This is a genomic window from Pseudodonghicola sp. (assembly GCF_048268305.1).
Taxonomy (GTDB): domain Bacteria; phylum Pseudomonadota; class Alphaproteobacteria; order Rhodobacterales; family Rhodobacteraceae; genus Pseudodonghicola.
Map to the genome: position 1 here is coordinate 310,974 of NZ_JBLWVT010000005.1, position 13,122 is coordinate 324,095.

Below are 13,122 nucleotides of genomic sequence, written 5' to 3' on the forward strand. Positions count from 1 at the left end.
GCCCAGGCGGACGCGTACGTCTGAAGTGAAGTCTTGTCAGGGCGATGTCTGACGGCGCACGGCCAAGTCCGTCGGACGGACCCGAAACCTGTGTGCTCCATGCTCGCGCGCGCGTCATCGCGGTTCTTCTCCGACAGGTCGGGTCCTCCCCGTTTCCTGCCCGTTCTGCCACCCCGCCGAAGTTCGGCAAGGGCAATATATGCCCACCAAGGGGCGCTATCGGTCTGCCCAGACTTCCGGAACTTGGCCGGTCAAGGCTGGGACAGCGAATCTCTCCAAAATTCGGGCGGCACAAACGCGCCATGCCCATTTCCACAACATAAGGGGAGGCGTCGGGAAAATACAATGGGCTTGTTGCACCCCCGCCACGGAATTCCCGCCGGCGGAAATGAATTTGGCGCGAAAGGTTGTCCTTTCGCGCCAGACCGCCCCCGCAGAGGCCCAAAAAGCAAGTGGATAGTATCGGTTACGGATCAAAGATAATCCGATCGCTGCAGGCCGTACTTCGCCATTTTTTCGTTCAACGTGCGCCGCGGCAAACACAGCTCGTCCATCACGCTGCCGATCGACCCCTTGTGGCGGCGCATGGTATTGTCGATCAGCATCCGTTCGAAGGCTTCGACATATTCCTTCAGCGGCTTGCCTTCGGTGGTCATCACCGGCTGCATCTCTTCATGATCGGACATCAGAAGCGAGGCGATGGTCCCCGAGCCGCGCCGCGACTGCAGCACCGCCCGTTCGGCGACATTGATCAACTGGCGCACATTGCCCGGCCAGGGCGCCTGCAGCAGCTGGGCGGCCTCCTGGGCGCTGACCTTGGGGGCGTCACAGCCGTATTCCTCGGAAAACTGCTCGGTCAGCCGGGTGAACAGGGTCAGGATATCCTCGCCGCGCTGGCGCAGCGGCGGCACGATGATCCTAAGCGCCGCCAGCCGATAGAACAGGTCGGGGCGCAGCACGTCCTCGCAGGTCTTGCCGGCCTCCTGCAGGTTGGAGATTGCGATGATCCGGGTTTCCGCCGGCGTCCCCTGTTCGTTGATGGCGCTCAGCAGGCGCGCCTGCAACGCATCGCTCAGCGCCTCGATCCCCTCAAGCACCAGGGTGCCGCCGCGGGCCTCCTCGATCGCCGGAAGTTGCGCATCCTCCGGCATCATCGGGCCGAACAGGCGTTTCGACAGCGCGTCCTCCTCGAGCGCGGCGCAAGAGATCAGCACGAACCGCTTGCCGGCGCGGCTGCCGGCGGCATGCAGCGCATGGGCCACCAGCGTCTTGCCGGTGCCGGTCTCCCCCTCGATCAGCACATGGCCGTCGGCCTGGCTAAGATCGAGGATATCCTCCTTCAGCCGCTCCATCACCGGGGAGGAGCCGATCAGCTTCTTCATCAACTGGGTGCCGTCGCTCAGTTCCTTCCTGAGCGCGCGGTTGTCCAGCGTCAGCCGGCGGGCATTGGCGGCGCGCTTGGCCAGTTCCGACATCCGGTCCGGGTTGAACGGCTTTTCCAGAAAGTCGAAGGCGCCGATCCGCATCGCCTCGACCGCCATCGGCACATCACCGTGCCCGGTGATCATGATCACCGGCAAGGCGCTGTCGCTGCCCATCAGCTTTTTCAGGAATTGCATCCCGTCCATGCCCGGCATCTTGATATCCGAGATCACGATACCGGGATAATCCGGCCCCAGCACCTTCAGCGCATCCTCGGCGCGGGCGAAGGTCTCGGTGTCATAGCCGGACAGCGCCAGCCATTGGCTGATCGACTGCCGCATGTCCTGCTCATCGTCCACGATGGCAATTTTCATCGCCTGTGCCATTGGTGTTCCTTTCCTGTTATTCTGCCGCCTCGATGCTCTCGTCCAGGATGGGAAGCTGCATCTCGAAGACCGCCCCCCCTCTCTGGCCATTGCGCGCCGTCAGCCGGCCGCCGAGATCGTTGACGATCCCCGACGAGATGGCGAGGCCAAGCCCCACCCCGTCGCCGGGCTGTTTGGTGGTATAGAAGGGTTCGAAGATCGCATCGAAATCCTCGATCCCGGAGCCATTGTCACGCACTGTCAGCGTCGCCGTTTCGCCGGCGGCGAGAATGATCTCGATCTCCGGGTCATTCACCGATTTGGTGGCGTCGAGCGCATTGCGCAAGAGGTTGATCATCACCTGCTCGATCCGCATCCGGTCGCCCATCACCAGAACAGACTGCTCGGGCAGTATCTTGGTGATCCGTACATGGCGTTGGCGCAGTTGCGGCTCCATCATCGCCAGTGATGACAGCAGCGCATCGCCCAGATTGACCGGCGACAACGTCTCGCTGCCCTTGCGGGCATAGGATTTGAGCTGCCGAGTGATCGCCCCCATCCGCTCCAGCAGATCGTCGATCCGCCCGAAGCTCGCCAAAGCCTCCTCCAGCCGGTTCCGACGTAGGAGCAGCCGGGCACCGGCGAGATAGGTCTTCATCGCCGCCAGCGGTTGGTTCAGCTCGTGACTGACCGCCGCCGACATCTCGCCCAGGGCGGCGAGTTTCGAGCTTTGCGCCAACGTCTGTTCGGCCACGGCAAGGTTTTCCTGCACCCGCTCCCGCTCGGCGATTTCACGCTGCAGCCTGGCGTTCAACGCGCGAAGCTCCGCCGACTCGCGCTGGAACAGCGCCATTCTCAGCGCGGTCTTGCGGCTGAGCACATAGAAGGCCATCGCCAGCAGGATGGCGAATCCCATGATCTCCAGCGCCAGAACCGCGTTCACCTTCTCGCGGATCGAGGCATAGGTGGTGAAAGACGTGATACGCCAGCCGCGGAACGGGATGCGGGTTTCCATCCGCATCACCGCCTCGCCCTGCAGATAGGCATCGACCGGCAACGCGGTCCAATCCGCCGTCATCCGGATCGCCCGCTGGATCGCGCCCTGCGGCGTCTGCCGCTGCAGCGCCTCTTCCTCGCTCAGCCCGCGCCAACGCGGCTCGGTCGCCAGCACGATGGTGCCGGTGCTGTCCGTGACCAGCACAGCGTCGGAAATCCCGGCCCAGGCCCGTTCGAACTTGGCCAGATCGACCTCGACGACGATCACCCCCAGAATGCCCGCGCCATCGGAAATCCGCCGCGAGTAGGTGAAGGCATAGCCGCCCGTCTCGCGCGGGATCACCGAAAACACCGTGGCATTGGCACGGATGGCATCGACGAAATAGGCCTCCTGCCGACGCATCTGCCCCAGCCGGTTGCGATCGGTCGCCGCCACCACCCGGCCGTCCTGATCCAGCAGCAGGAGCGAGGCCGCTCCGATCTCCTCGACGAAGGAGATCAGCCGCTGGGTCGACAACGAATAATCCTTGGATTGCAGCGCCGCGATCAGGGTCGGATCGCGTGACAAGAGCTGCGGCACGATGGCATTGCGGCGCAGCTCGCTCAACAGGTTGCCGCTGTAAAGCGCCAACCTGAGCTCGGCCCGATAGCGCGTGCTTTCGGTGAAACGGTCCGACAACAGCCGGTTGGTGGTCCAGATGGTGGCGATGGCAACCGTCACCAACACAAGCAGGGCCACCCGCACCCGCCAGCTTATGGCCGTGGCACGTGTCCGTTTCGCGGGCGGGAGATGTGTCGCATTCATGCGACGAAATTACTGCTCCGCCGGCGCAGGCTCAAGTCATGCAGGAGTCAGAACCCCGGCCAATGCGCGGAAGAGCGCCGCTCCGTCGTTTCCGCCATGCCCGTTGTCGCAGGCGCGCTCGGGGTGCGGCATCATTCCCAGCACCCGACGGTTCTCGGACAGGATGCCGGCGATGTCGGCGAGCGATCCGTTGGGGTTCTGCGCATAGGTGAAGGCGATCCGGTCCTGATCCTGCAGCGCCTTCAGCGTCTCGGCATCAGCGAAATAGTTGCCGTCGTGATGGGCGACCGGGATCATGATCTCCTGCCCGGCCTCATAGCCGCTGGTAAAGGCGCTGTCGGTGGTGGTGACCTTCAGCGCCACCGGCTTGCTGATGAACTTCAGTCCGGAATTGCGCAGCAAGGCGCCCGGCAGCACGCCGGTTTCGGTCAGGATCTGGAAGCCGTTGCAGATGCCCAGCACAAAGCCGCCGCGCGCCGCGTGTTCGATCACCGCCGCGGTGATATGCGATTGCGCCGCGATGGCGCCGCAGCGCAGGTAATCACCGAAGGAAAAGCCCCCCGGCACGCCGACGATGTCGACGCCGGCGGGCAGATCGCTGTCCTTGTGCCAGACCATTGTCACATCGAAACCGGCCTGTTCGAAGGCGACGGCCAGATCGCGGTCGGCGTTCGACCCGGGAAAGGTGATGACGGCTGCGCGCATGGCTGGGCTCCTTCAGCTCGCGTCTTCAATGGCACGGCGCCGCCCGGACCTGGCCGGCGGCGCCTGATGGGTCGGATCAAGCCGGGGTCCGAGGCGAAAGACCGGCCCGCCTGGCGCCAGGGCGCCCAGCGGGCCCGCCCGCCTCAGCCCAGCTCGATCTCGTAGCTTTCGATCACCGTGTTGGCGAGCAGCTTCTCGCACATCTCGGCGATCTGTTCCTTGGTGGTGCCCTCGGCCAGGTCCAGGTCGATCACCTTGCCCTGCCGCACGCCTTCGACGCCGTCGAAGCCCATGGCGCCGAGCGCGTGGCGCACCGCCTCGCCCTGCGGGTCGAGCACCCCGTTCTTCAGCATCACATGCACACGTGCTTTCATTCCTGCACCCCGGTCGTTTTCAGATCGGCCCTTTCGGGCGTCTTCTCTGTTCAAGTAATAGACATTCCCCATGCCCGGGTCCGGGCATGAATTTCAGTTGATCAGCGTGGGCTTCGTCGGCGCCGCCTGCGGCAGCACACCAAGACGGCGGGCCACTTCGGAATAGGCGTCGGTCAGGCTGCCCAGATCGCGGCGGAACACGTCCTTGTCGAGGTGACGACCGGTTTCGATGTCCCACAGCCGGCAGCTGTCCGGGCTGATCTCGTCGGCGACGACCAGGCGCTGGAAGTCGCCCTCGTAGACACGGCCGATCTCGATCTTGAAGTCGACCAGCTTGATGCCCACGGCCAGCATCACGCCGGACATGAAATCGTTGACCCGCAGCGCCAGGCTGAGCACATCGTCCATGTCCTGCTGGCTGGCCCAGCCAAAGGCGGCGATATGTTCTTCGGAGACCATCGGATCACCGAGCGCATCGTCCTTGTAGCAATATTCCACGATCGGACGCGGCAACTGGGTGCCCTCTTCGATCCCCAAACGCTTCGACAGCGATCCTGCGGCGAAATTGCGCACGATCACCTCAAGCGGGATGATCTCGCAGCTCCGCACCAGCTGTTCGCGCATGTTCAGGCGGCGGATGAAGTGAGTCGGGACGCCGATCTGATTCAGCCCCAGCATGAAGAACTCGCTCAGGCGGTTGTTCAGAACCCCCTTGCCTTCGATCACGTCTTTCTTCTGCGCGTTAAAGGCAGTGGCATCATCCTTGAAATACTGCACAATCGTGCCGGGCTCGGGGCCTTCGTACAGGATCTTCGCCTTGCCTTCGTAAATCTTCTTGCGGCGGGCCATAGCATACCTTTCGGCTGTGCGACGGGGATGAGTCCCCGCGCCTGAGGCCCACATAGTACAAGCTCCACTATGTCGCAAGCCGCGCGGGATCCTCTTGCCCTCGCGGACGCGGGGCGGCATACGGGGGGAAACAGTCTTTTCTAGGGAAGCAGACCCATGACCACTTTCGACGATCGCGAAAACGCCTTCGAGGCCAAGTTTGCTCATGACGAGGAAATGCAGTTCAAGGCGCAGGCCCGCTGCAACAAGCTGCTGGGTCTCTGGGCCGCCGACCTGATGGGCATGACCGGCGACGAGGCCACCGCCTATGCCGCCTCGGTGGTCAAGGCTGACTTCGAGGAAGCCGGGCAAGAAGATGTGGTGCGCAAGGTGGCGGCCGATCTGGGCGAGAAATCGAGCCCCGAGGCAATCCGCGCCAAGATGTCCGACCTGCTGGTCGAGGCCAAGGCGCAACTGATGGGCGACGCCCAGGGCTGATGCCCCTTCCGGGCCGGGCGCCGCGCGTCTCCTGATCCTGACCGGCGCCCCGTCCCTCACCGGCGGGGCGTTGTCGTATCTGCGCCCCCGGTCGCCCCCACACGAAGGAGAGCCAGATGACTGATGTCCTGTCCAAGATGCTCGCCACCAACGAGGTGATCCTGGCCGATGGCGCCACCGGCACCAATCTGTTCGCCATGGGGCTGCAGTCGGGCGACGCGCCCGAGCTGTGGAACACGGCCGAGCCCGCCAAGATCACCGCGCTCTACCAGGGGTCAGTCGAGGCCGGCAGCGATCTCTTCCTGACCAATACCTTTGGCGGCAACGCCGCCCGGCTGAAGCTGCACGAGGCGCAGAAACGGGTGGGCGAACTGAACCGCGTCGGGGCGGAGCTGGCCCGCGACGTCGCCGACAGGGCCGAACGGAAAGTCGTCGTCGCGGGCTCGGTCGGCCCCACCGGGGAGATCATGGCGCCGATCGGCCCGCTGTCCCACGCCCTCGCGGTCGAGATGTTCCACGAGCAGGCCGACGCGCTGAAGGCGGGCGGCGTCGATGTGCTCTGGCTCGAGACCATCTCGGCGCCGGAAGAATACCTTGCCGCCGCCGAGGCCTTCGCGCTCACTGGCCTGCCCTGGTGTGGCACCATGAGCTTCGATACGGCCGGGCGCACCATGATGGGGGTGACCTCGGCCGATCTGGTGCGGCTGGTCTCCGACCTGGCGCCGCAGCCGCTGGCCTTCGGCGCCAATTGCGGCACCGGCGCTTCGGACATCCTGCGCACCGTGCTGGGCTTCGTCGCCCAGGGGACGGAGCTGCCGATCATCAGCAAGGGCAATGCCGGCATTCCAAAATATCAAGATGGCCATATCCATTACGACGGCACGCCCGAGCTGATGGCCGATTATGCCGCCCTGGCGCGCGATGCCGGCGCCCGGATCATCGGCGGCTGCTGCGGCACCACGCCCGAGCATCTGCGCCACATGCGCGAGGCGCTCGACAGCCGCCCGCGCGACGATCGGCCGACGCTGGAACAGATCACCCAGGCGCTCGGCCCGTTCAGCTCGGCCTCGGATGGCACCGGCGACGATGATGGCGCCCCCCGCCGCGACACCCGCCGCCGGCGTCGCGGCTGATCGCCGCCTCTGCTGATCGGGCGGCGTCAGGCGGCCCGATCAGACGCCGAGCCAGCGAAACGCCCGCGCCAGCAGGCCGGCGACATCCTCGGTCACCACCGGACCATGCGCCATCACCAGCCTCTGCGCCGGCCAGTCGAGAACCCGCGCCACCCCCGCCCGCGCGATCTTGCGATCCTGGAACGCCAGCCGGAACTTGCGCGGCACCGCGGGTTCCGCCCCGACCATGCCGTCAAGCCGCACCACCGCCCGCCGCCAGCCGGAAAACCAATCGGGCGGAAATCCTTGCAACAGATCGGTGAACAACACCGTGCCGCTGGCGCGATGGAAAAAGACCGCCTCGGTGGTGATCAGATTGCCGCGGATCAGCACCTGATCGACATCCCCCGCCCAGGCCGGATCCGGCGCCTCGCCCAGGGTGCGATCGAAGGGGATGTCGCGGCGCTTTGCCGGCAGGCCGGGCGCGGCGTGAAGCTGCGCCTGCGGAAAGGCTTGATGCCACTGGAGAACCGAGAGGTGATGCAGCGCATTGGGCGCCACGATATGCGCCACCGGCCCCAGCGCCAAAAGCTCGGCCCGCAAGTCGGGATCAAGCGCCACCGGCGACCAGATCATCAACCCGCCGGAGCCGAGCCGAATCACCGCCATCCGGGTCGGATAGCAAAAGCCCAGCACCGCGACGGTCGGACCATCCGCCAACCAGATGTCAGGGCCCAGGGGGGCAAGGCGCGTCTCGGACATGTGCTGCAGGCTCAGCGCCCCTCGAACTCGGCCGGGCGTTTCTGCAGGAAGGCCATTACACCCTCCTCGAAGTCGCGGCTGCGGCCGCAGTCGCCCTGCAGCTTCGCCTCGAGATCGAGCTGTTGCTCCAGCGAATGGCCAAAACTGGCGCGCAGGGCGGTCTTCACCCCGGCGAAGGCCTTGGTGGGGCCGCTTGCCAGATAGGCCGCCCGCGTCCGCCAATGCGCCTCGAAAGCGTCATCCGCCACCGCCTCCCAGATCATGCCCCAGTCCTGCGCCTGCCGGGCGCTGATCCGATCGGCAAACAGCGCCGCGCCCATGGCCCGGGCCATACCGATCTGACGCGGCAGGGTATAGGTGCCGCCGGCGTCGGGGATCAGACCGATGCGAGTGAAGGCCTGCAGGAAATAGGCGCTCTCGGCGGCGATCACCACGTCGGCGGCCAGCGCCAGATTGGCCCCCGCCCCCGCCGCCGGCCCGTTGACCGCCGACAGGGTCGGGATCGAGCAATTGGCGATCGCAGTCAGCATCGGGCCGTATTCCTCGCGCAGAAGACGCTCCAGATCCATCACGCCGCCCTCGGCGTCACCCAGATCCTGGCCGGTACAGAAGGCTCTCCCCACGCCGGTCAACACCAGCGCGCGCGCCTCTGTCGCCGCCAGGCCCACCGCATGGGTGATCTCGGCCCGCATCTGCGCGTTCAGCGCATTCATCTTGTCGGCACGGTTCAGCGACAGCACTGCCAGATGGTCGGCGATGTCAAAGGTGATGGTCTGATAGTCCAAGGCTCTCTCCCGGTCCGGTGTCAGGCGGCACCCTGCCGCAAGCGGCGACGCGGGAAAAGGGACAACCGCGCGTCACCCCTCCTGATCGAGGATGCGGCGCAGGCGCTCCTGCTCCTCCTCGGTCAGGGCGGCGTCCTGCGGATGCGGCGCCCTGGAGCGGCCGCGCAAATAGACCCAGGCCAGCCCGCCGCCCATCAGCAGCATCAGGGGGCCGGCGGCCCAGAGCAACCAGTTCGCCCCCTTGGTGGTGGGGCTGAGCAGCACGTATTCGCCATAGCGGTCGACCACGTAATCGACCACCTGCCGGTCGCTATCCCCGGCGCTGAGCCTGTCGCGCACGAGAATGCGCAGATCGCGCGCCAGATCGGCGTTCGATTCGTCGATATTCTCGTTGCGGCAGACCAGACAGCGCAGCCCCTTGCTGATCTCGCGCGCCCGCGCCTCAAGCTTGGGATCGGCCAGCATCTCATCCGGCAACACGGCCAGCGACGGTGCGGCGACGGCCAGCAGCAGGGCGGTCAGCCCGGCGCGGATCATCGCGCCGCTCATTCCGCCGCCACCGGCTTGGCGGCCGGCTTGCGCGCCCCCGCCGCCACCCGGAACCGCCGGTCGGACAGGCTGAGGAACCCGCCGAAGGCCATCATCAGCGCGCCGCCCCAGATCCAATTGGCGAAGGGCTTGATATAGGTGCGCACGGTCCAGCCGCCATCGGCCTGCTGATCGCCGATCACCACATAGACGTCGCGGGTGAACCCGTTGTCGATCGCCGCCTCGGTCGTCGGCATCTGCGCCACCGGATAGACCCGTTTCTCAGGGCGCAGCACCGCCACCTCGCGGCCCTGGCGCAGTACCCGCACCGTTCCCGTGGTCGAGAAATAGTTGGGCCCGCGCAGCTCCTCCACCTTCTCCAGCGTCAGATCGAAGCCCGAGACGGAGAAGCTTTCGCCCAGCTTGGCGACGCGGATATCCTCGCTCTGCCAGGCGGTGAGCCCGGCGATGGCGAAGATGGTAACGCCCAGCCCCGCATGGGCCAGCGCCTTGCCCCAATCGGCACGCGGCAGCCGGATCAGTCGGCCCAGCCGGTTAACGCCCCGGCCCGAACGCGACCACAGGTCGACAGCCACGCCCGACACGATCCAGGCGCCCAGAAACACGCCGACCGGCCCCAGCGCGCTGCGCCCGCTCTGCAGCGCCCAGACCAGCGCCGCCAGCGCCACCGCCAGCCCGAAGGCATAGCGCAGCGACCAGAGCGTACGACCCAGCCGTCCGCGTTTCCACGGCAGCATGGCGCCCGCCGGCAGGATCAGCCCCAACACCACCATGAAGGGGCTGAAGGCGGCATTGAAATAGGGCGCCCCGACGCTCAGCTTGCGGCCAAAGCCCATCTCGGCCACGACCGGCCAGAGGGTTCCGAAGAAGATCACGAAGGCCGCCACCGCCAGCAGGATGTTGTTAACCACCAGCGCGCTTTCCCGGCTGACCATGGCAAAGACGCCCTTCGCCTCCATCGCATTGGCGCGGGCGGCAAACAGCATCAGCGCGCCGCCGGTGAAGACCGCCAGAATGATCAGGATGAAGATGCCGCGCTCGGGATCATTGGCGAAAGCATGCACCGAGGTCAGCAGACCCGAGCGCACGATGAAGGTGCCGATCAGCGAAAAGCCGAAAGCCAAGATCGCCAGCAGGATGGTCCAGGCCTTCAGCGCCTCGCGCTTCTCCACCACGATGGCGGAATGCAGCAGCGCCGCGGCCAGGAGCCAGGGCATGAAACTGGCGTTCTCGACCGGGTCCCAGAACCAGAAGCCGCCCCAGCCCAGCTCGTAATAGGCCCACCAGGAGCCCAGGGCGATGCCAATGGTCAGGAAGATCCAGGCCGCCAGCGTCCAGGGCCGCACCCAGCGCCCCCAGGCGGCATCCACCCGTCCCTCGATCAGCGCCGCCACGGCAAAGCTGAAGGACATCGAAAGCCCGACATAGCCGAGGTAGAGAAACGGCGGATGGAAGGCGAGCCCCGGGTCCTGCAGCAGCGGGTTCAGATCCTGCCCGTCGAAGGGCGGCACCGCCAGGCGCAGGAAGGGGTTCGAGGTGAAGAGGATGAAGGCGTAGAACGCCACGCCGATCGAGCCCTGCACCGACAGCACCCGCGCCTTCAGCCCGGGCGGCAGGCCACCGCCGAACCAGGCCGCCGTCGCCCCGAAAAGCGAGACGATCAGCACCCAAAGCAGCATCGAGCCCTCGTGGTTGCCCCAGAGCCCGCTGATCTTGTAGAGCATCGGCTTGGCGGAATGGGAATTCTCCACCACCACCTTCAGCGAGAAATCCGAGGTGACGAAGGCATGCATCAACGCCGCGAAGGCAAACCCCGTCATCAGGAATTGCAGCGTGGCGGCGGGTTCGGCCACGGCCATCCAGCCGGACCAGCGTTTCTGCGCGCCCACCATCGGGACGACGGTTTGCACGATTGCGGCCATGAAGGCCAGCACCAGGGCGAAGTGACCAAATTCGGTAATCATGCCCCGATGTATAGGGCGCTCTGCGGGGCCGGCCAATGGTTTTCGCGCCGGCCCCGGGATCACGTTGTCGCAACCCCCTGGCGGGCTCAGCCCACCCTGGCGGCGCGCCAATCCTCCAGCGCCCGGTTGGCCTCGGGTCGGGTCGCCGACAAGACCAGTTGCGCATCCCGCCCGGTATCCGCAGCGCCGGGGCTGTCATGGCGCATCTTCTCCAAGCCGGCGACGTTTTCCATCACCTGCGGCGCCCGCGCCAGGGTCTCGGCGATACCCTGCTGGAACGCCTGGTGCTTCACCTGATAGCGCGCCCCGAAGTAGAAGGAGACGATCACCCCCAGCAGCCACCAGAGCGGTTCCGGCACCAGCGCCAGCCCCTGCATGCGGGCGGCGAACCACAGCGGATCGACCATGGCGGCGACGAACATTCCCAGCGTTCCCAGTGCCAGCGCCGGGCGCGGCAGCCGGTTGACCCCATCCATCAGCCGGTCGAACCGGCCCTGCCGGGCCACCGCGAATTCGGCGCCAAGCTGCGCCATCGCCTGCCCTTGCAGGTCTGCCGCCCGGACCGCGCCCGCCTCGGCATTCTCGCGAAACACCTCCGCTGTCTGGCTGACCAGATTGCGACCGCCGCCGAACAGCGTCAAAAGCAGTTCCCGAAACATCGCCCTACCCCCAGGCCGCGACGCGGGCGGAGAATTCCGCCTGCGTCAGGTGATAGCGCGGCGACAGGAACGCCTCCGCCCGGCTGATCCAGCCGCCCTTGCCGCCAAGGCGCGTGCGCGCATATTTGCGGCTCGCCACCCGGCTATCGGCCAGACGGAAGTAATAATTGCGCCGCGCCACCCCATAGGCATCGCGCAGGGCGACCGGGTCGGGCGCGGCCGCATCCATCGCCGCCGCCAGCGTCTGCGGCCCGATCACCCCATCGACCGCGACGTCATACCCCATCTCACGCAGCAGCCGCTGCAGGATCTGCACCGCGTTCGACCCCGCATTCACATACATGTCGAAGACCGAAGGCTGCAGCGCCACCGGTAGTTCGGCGATCCGCGGCCGCTGGTAATACTGGCTGATGAAGATCTCCACCGCCCGCTCCCGGCTCAGCACCCGGAGATCGGCGACGCTCACCTGCCCGTCGCCGGTCAGATCGAGCCCAAGCCGCCGCAGCGTGTGGATGGTGACCCCGTGATTGGTCGCCCCACCCGGATCGTCGGGGTCGGACACGAACCCGCCCTCCCGATCCACGATCGCCTCGGCGATCTGCCGCACATCCTGCATTGCCGCACCTCCTGCCAATCCGGCGCAGAGGCTCCGACAGGAAGGTTAACGCGCGATCACCTTGGCGCGCGCCACATCCCGCCCCTTCCTGGGGATTGGGGCGCACCCCGCTCTTTTTCTAGCTGAAAATATCCCCGCCGGAGGCACGCGCCGCAGGCGCGTCAAACCGATCGCCCCCGGGACTACCTCCAGGAGAGATCACGAAACCGCCGCGCCTCAGCTCTCGCCCGGGGCCTTGTAGACGCCCTGTTCCTTCAGCGCCTCCATGACCTCTTTCGGCATATAGGTTTCATCATGTTTCGCAAGGATTTCAGATGCTTCAAAGACGCCATTCACGTAACGCCCGGTGCCGATCATCCCCTGCTTCTCGCCGAAGAGATCGGGCAGCACCCCCTTGTAGGTCACCGGCACCGAGGCGCCGCCATCGGTCACCACGAAATGCACCACCTCGCCCTGATCGCGCACCAATGTGCCCTCTTCGACCAGACCACCCAGCCGGAACACCTCGGAGGCCGCCGGCGGCTCTGCCATCACCTGGCTGGGCGAGCGGAAGAAGTTGATGCCATCGCGCATCGCATAGCCGATCAGCGCGGTCGAGACGACCAGCGCCACCGCGGCAAGCGCGATGATCTGGATGCGACGTCGCTTTTTCAGACTCTTCATCTTCCCCTCGCCCGGAAAC

Annotated in this window: 14 protein-coding genes; 2 read left to right on the forward strand and 12 right to left on the reverse strand. The window is 66.1% G+C overall.

What is annotated here, in order from left to right; translation table 11 throughout:
• Positions 1 to 473 precede the first annotated feature (473 nt).
• The 5 genes from ACN0V4_RS11750 to purC form a co-directional block, all read right to left on the reverse strand.
• Positions 474 to 1,808 carry a sigma-54-dependent transcriptional regulator gene (locus tag ACN0V4_RS11750; RefSeq protein ID WP_417676257.1) on the reverse strand — a complete coding sequence of 445 codons (1,335 nt, stop codon included), beginning with the start codon at positions 1,806 to 1,808 and terminating at the stop codon, positions 474 to 476.
• 16 nt (positions 1,809 to 1,824) lie between these two features.
• A complete protein-coding gene (locus ACN0V4_RS11755; protein ID WP_417676259.1) occupies positions 1,825 to 3,588 on the reverse strand; it encodes a sensor histidine kinase in 1,764 nt (587 codons plus the stop codon).
• A 36-nt stretch (positions 3,589 to 3,624) separates the two neighbouring features.
• A complete protein-coding gene (gene purQ, locus ACN0V4_RS11760) occupies positions 3,625 to 4,293 on the reverse strand; it encodes a phosphoribosylformylglycinamidine synthase subunit PurQ (protein WP_417676261.1) in 669 nt (222 codons plus the stop codon).
• 143 nt (positions 4,294 to 4,436) lie between these two features.
• Positions 4,437 to 4,667, reverse strand: coding sequence for a phosphoribosylformylglycinamidine synthase subunit PurS (gene purS / locus ACN0V4_RS11765; protein WP_417676263.1), 231 nt, complete (start codon positions 4,665 to 4,667; stop codon positions 4,437 to 4,439).
• Between the two features lie 93 nt (positions 4,668 to 4,760).
• The gene (gene purC, locus ACN0V4_RS11770) at positions 4,761 to 5,516 is read right to left on the reverse strand and encodes a phosphoribosylaminoimidazolesuccinocarboxamide synthase (protein WP_417676265.1); all 756 of its coding nucleotides are present in this window, start codon (positions 5,514 to 5,516) and stop codon (positions 4,761 to 4,763) included.
• Positions 5,517 to 5,672: 156 nt separating this feature from the next.
• Here purC and ACN0V4_RS11775 point away from each other — a divergent pair, with 156 nt between their 5' ends.
• Both ACN0V4_RS11775 and bmt read left to right on the forward strand, forming a co-directional pair.
• Positions 5,673 to 5,993, forward strand: coding sequence for a DUF1476 domain-containing protein (locus ACN0V4_RS11775; protein ID WP_417676267.1), 321 nt, complete (start codon positions 5,673 to 5,675; stop codon positions 5,991 to 5,993).
• A gap of 116 nt (positions 5,994 to 6,109) precedes the next feature.
• Entirely contained in the window at positions 6,110 to 7,126 is a 1,017-nt protein-coding gene (bmt, locus tag ACN0V4_RS11780; protein WP_417676269.1) for a betaine--homocysteine S-methyltransferase, read from the forward strand.
• A gap of 39 nt (positions 7,127 to 7,165) precedes the next feature.
• On the opposite strand, the gene ACN0V4_RS11785 is transcribed toward bmt, so the two are convergent.
• From ACN0V4_RS11785 to ccmE, 7 genes are all read right to left on the reverse strand, one after another.
• Complete coding sequence (locus ACN0V4_RS11785) at positions 7,166 to 7,867, reverse strand: DUF4336 domain-containing protein (RefSeq protein ID WP_417676271.1); 702 nt, start codon at positions 7,865 to 7,867, stop codon at positions 7,166 to 7,168.
• Between the two features lie 11 nt (positions 7,868 to 7,878).
• A complete protein-coding gene (locus ACN0V4_RS11790) occupies positions 7,879 to 8,652 on the reverse strand; it encodes an enoyl-CoA hydratase-related protein (RefSeq protein ID WP_417676273.1) in 774 nt (257 codons plus the stop codon).
• 72 nt (positions 8,653 to 8,724) lie between these two features.
• Complete coding sequence (locus ACN0V4_RS11795) at positions 8,725 to 9,201, reverse strand: cytochrome c-type biogenesis protein CcmH (protein WP_417676275.1); 477 nt, start codon at positions 9,199 to 9,201, stop codon at positions 8,725 to 8,727.
• Positions 9,198 to 11,165, reverse strand: a complete 1,968-nt coding sequence (locus tag ACN0V4_RS11800; RefSeq protein WP_417676277.1) for a heme lyase CcmF/NrfE family subunit — start codon at positions 11,163 to 11,165, stop codon at positions 9,198 to 9,200. Before ACN0V4_RS11800 ends, ACN0V4_RS11795 begins: the two co-directional genes overlap by 4 nt.
• An 86-nt stretch (positions 11,166 to 11,251) precedes the next feature.
• Positions 11,252 to 11,824 carry a holin family protein gene (locus ACN0V4_RS11805; protein WP_417676279.1) on the reverse strand — a complete coding sequence of 191 codons (573 nt, stop codon included), beginning with the start codon at positions 11,822 to 11,824 and terminating at the stop codon, positions 11,252 to 11,254.
• Positions 11,825 to 11,828: 4 nt separating this feature from the next.
• The gene (locus ACN0V4_RS11810; protein WP_417676281.1) at positions 11,829 to 12,440 is read right to left on the reverse strand and encodes a holin-associated N-acetylmuramidase; all 612 of its coding nucleotides are present in this window, start codon (positions 12,438 to 12,440) and stop codon (positions 11,829 to 11,831) included.
• Positions 12,441 to 12,656: 216 nt separating this feature from the next.
• A complete protein-coding gene (gene ccmE, locus ACN0V4_RS11815) occupies positions 12,657 to 13,103 on the reverse strand; it encodes a cytochrome c maturation protein CcmE (protein ID WP_417676283.1) in 447 nt (148 codons plus the stop codon).
• Positions 13,104 to 13,122 lie beyond the last annotated feature (19 nt).

What these genes read in the sequence shown, in the direction of transcription:
- ACN0V4_RS11755 (WP_417676259.1), bottom strand. Translation starts at nt 3,588, where the DNA reads ATGAATGCGACACATCTCCCGCCCGCGAAACGGACACGTGCCACGGCC.
- purS (WP_417676263.1), bottom strand. Translation starts at nt 4,667, where the DNA reads ATGAAAGCACGTGTGCATGTGATGCTGAAGAACGGGGTGCTCGACCCG.
- ccmE (WP_417676283.1), bottom strand. Translation starts at nt 13,103, where the DNA reads ATGAAGAGTCTGAAAAAGCGACGTCGCATCCAGATCATCGCGCTTGCC.
- ACN0V4_RS11785 (WP_417676271.1), bottom strand. Translation starts at nt 7,867, where the DNA reads ATGTCCGAGACGCGCCTTGCCCCCCTGGGCCCTGACATCTGGTTGGCG.
- ACN0V4_RS11800 (WP_417676277.1), bottom strand. Translation starts at nt 11,165, where the DNA reads ATGATTACCGAATTTGGTCACTTCGCCCTGGTGCTGGCCTTCATGGCC.
- ACN0V4_RS11795 (WP_417676275.1), bottom strand. Translation starts at nt 9,201, where the DNA reads ATGAGCGGCGCGATGATCCGCGCCGGGCTGACCGCCCTGCTGCTGGCC.
- ACN0V4_RS11805 (WP_417676279.1), bottom strand. Translation starts at nt 11,824, where the DNA reads ATGTTTCGGGAACTGCTTTTGACGCTGTTCGGCGGCGGTCGCAATCTG.
- purQ (WP_417676261.1), bottom strand. Translation starts at nt 4,293, where the DNA reads ATGCGCGCAGCCGTCATCACCTTTCCCGGGTCGAACGCCGACCGCGAT.
- ACN0V4_RS11775 (WP_417676267.1), top strand. Translation starts at nt 5,673, where the DNA reads ATGACCACTTTCGACGATCGCGAAAACGCCTTCGAGGCCAAGTTTGCT.
- ACN0V4_RS11810 (WP_417676281.1), bottom strand. Translation starts at nt 12,440, where the DNA reads ATGCAGGATGTGCGGCAGATCGCCGAGGCGATCGTGGATCGGGAGGGC.
- purC (WP_417676265.1), bottom strand. Translation starts at nt 5,516, where the DNA reads ATGGCCCGCCGCAAGAAGATTTACGAAGGCAAGGCGAAGATCCTGTAC.
- bmt (WP_417676269.1), top strand. Translation starts at nt 6,110, where the DNA reads ATGACTGATGTCCTGTCCAAGATGCTCGCCACCAACGAGGTGATCCTG.
- ACN0V4_RS11750 (WP_417676257.1), bottom strand. Translation starts at nt 1,808, where the DNA reads ATGGCACAGGCGATGAAAATTGCCATCGTGGACGATGAGCAGGACATG.